Raw genomic sequence first — 1,848 nt, forward strand, 5'->3', positions numbered from 1 at the left:
AAAACCAAAGAAATTATCACTTTAAAAAGGTAAACCCAAATACAATTCTCAAATAACGTTGGCAAACAAAAAGCCGGGCTGCCTCATTTTTCAGGCACCCCGACCAATTGTTCCAGTTAAAGCAGCCGCCTTTTTTTAATGGCCAGCATTTCAGCCCGGGCTTCACCTAATTTTTCCCGGAATACGGTGGCAAACCAGGCAGCCCGATTTTTTGTCGGCGGGTAATGCCTGGCCTTATCGGCCACCTTGCAGACTGCCTCAATCATTTCTTCCGGGCTGTAACCCAGCTCTATGGCCAACTGCATTGCCGCAGGCAACAAATCATAAAAACCTGTGTTGGCAAAGTAGTAATAAAGTCTATGCAGACTATCTCCTTCAGGCACACTTACCGCCCCCTGTCAGCAAGTTTCCAGTTCCTGCTGGGCCTGGTAAACCACCTCTGCATCGATCTGCCTTTGCTTTTGGCCGTAGGCACAGAGCAGGCAGGTGGTGACCAGATTGTTTACCAGCCGGGGTAAACCCTTGGTGATGGCGTAGATGGCTTCACACGCGGCCGTAGTAAAGATCTGCTCATGCAGACCGGCGTTTTTCAACCGGCTGGCACAGTAATCGGCAATCTCCTCTGGTTTCAACCCCTGCATGGAATACTTCACTGTAATCCTTTGTCGTAACGGCTGATTAACGTTAAGGGCCAACCTGTTGCGGATGGCAGACTGCCCGGACAGGATCAGGATGAACGGGTTTTGTGAATCCATTTTAAAGTTAAACAAAAGCCGCAGGTCTTCCAGAATCTTGCTATCCGCCAAATGCATTTCGTCCAGGACAATGACCGGGGTAACCCGGCGCTCAAAATACAAATGCTCAATTGCCCCTTGTATCTGGTGGAATAGACTCACCTTCTTGTTTTTTGGCTGTTCCCCCAGGGCCAGGGCCAGACCCTGATAGAAGTCCAGTACAGTCACCGTGGACAGGGTAAAGTAACATGACGTGTAATGGGCCGGATTCAATTCGTCCACATATTTGCGCAGGGCGGTAGTCTTTCCGCAGCCCGGCCCACCGGTGACCAGACCGATGCCCCGCACCTGCTGCAGATATTTGAGCCGTGAATCCAGTTCCTTTAAATCCTGGCTGAAAAACAACTGCTCGGTGGATATCTCTTTGCTGAAGGGGTTGAACTTTAAACCATAAAACTGGGTAAACATCATTCTTCACCCGCCCCGGTAGGATCGCCATCCTGATCGCTTGTCAGAAGCCGGGCAAAGGAAATGGCCGGTACCGCAACCTCACCGCCAGTCATGGCCAGGGGGGTGTCCACGCCGGTATCCTCATGCTGCCGGGCTGAGCGGCCACATTTTCTTCTTTTCAATTGGGCGTTGGTAAAGAAATTTACCCGCCTGGCTTCGCCCACTTTCAGGCCGTCCTTGTAGAGCAAAAGCGGCCGGGCGGGGTTGGTGAGCCATTGGGGTTCATACCTGACTTCTAAACGGGTGCCGGCAAACTGCTGATCCACCTCATAAAGGGTTTTTTCCAGGGGGAAAGTAGCGTCGTGGTTAATTTTACGCGTTACCCGCAAAAGGAAATACTCGTCCAAAAGTTGCGGGTCGGGAAAGATGTTCACCCGGTCCACCTGGGTCATGAAGTAATCCAGGGGGCTCATGCCCAGACCGGAGTGGACCTTGCGCTGGTAATCCTCCTCCAACCACTGCCAGAAACGCAGGTTCAACTCCTCTAAGGACTTGAGTTCGTTAACATCCAGGCGGCTTAAAAAGCGTGTCCGGACGGTGAGAAAAAATCTTTCAATTTTCCCCTTTTTATGTGGAGCTCCACATAAAAAGGGTTATGGAGAGT

The 1,848-nt window shown here is 51.1% G+C and carries 3 protein-coding genes; all 3 read right to left on the reverse strand.

Annotated features, from left to right (window positions below):
• Nucleotides 1-116 precede the first annotated feature (116 nt).
• From GFC01_RS17630 to GFC01_RS17640, 3 genes are read right to left on the reverse strand one after another with little or no spacing between them, the layout of a single operon-like run.
• On the reverse strand, nucleotides 117-383 hold the full coding sequence (locus GFC01_RS17630; RefSeq protein ID WP_341474086.1) for a hypothetical protein: 267 nt from the start codon (nucleotides 381-383) through the stop codon (nucleotides 117-119).
• A gap of 15 nt (nucleotides 384-398) precedes the next feature.
• Nucleotides 399-1,205: an ExeA family protein gene (locus GFC01_RS17635; protein WP_207707646.1), complete on the reverse strand. Its 807-nt coding sequence runs from the start codon at nucleotides 1,203-1,205 to the stop codon at nucleotides 399-401.
• Nucleotides 1,202-1,723 carry a Mu transposase C-terminal domain-containing protein gene (locus GFC01_RS17640; RefSeq protein WP_152948455.1) on the reverse strand — a complete coding sequence of 174 codons (522 nt, stop codon included), beginning with the start codon at nucleotides 1,721-1,723 and terminating at the stop codon, nucleotides 1,202-1,204. The genes GFC01_RS17635 and GFC01_RS17640 overlap by 4 nt, the downstream gene beginning before the upstream one ends.
• Nucleotides 1,724-1,848 lie beyond the last annotated feature (125 nt).

It is taken from the genome of Desulfofundulus thermobenzoicus (assembly GCF_009428905.1).
GTDB classification, from domain to species: domain Bacteria; phylum Bacillota; class Desulfotomaculia; order Desulfotomaculales; family Desulfovirgulaceae; genus Desulfofundulus_A; species Desulfofundulus_A thermobenzoicus.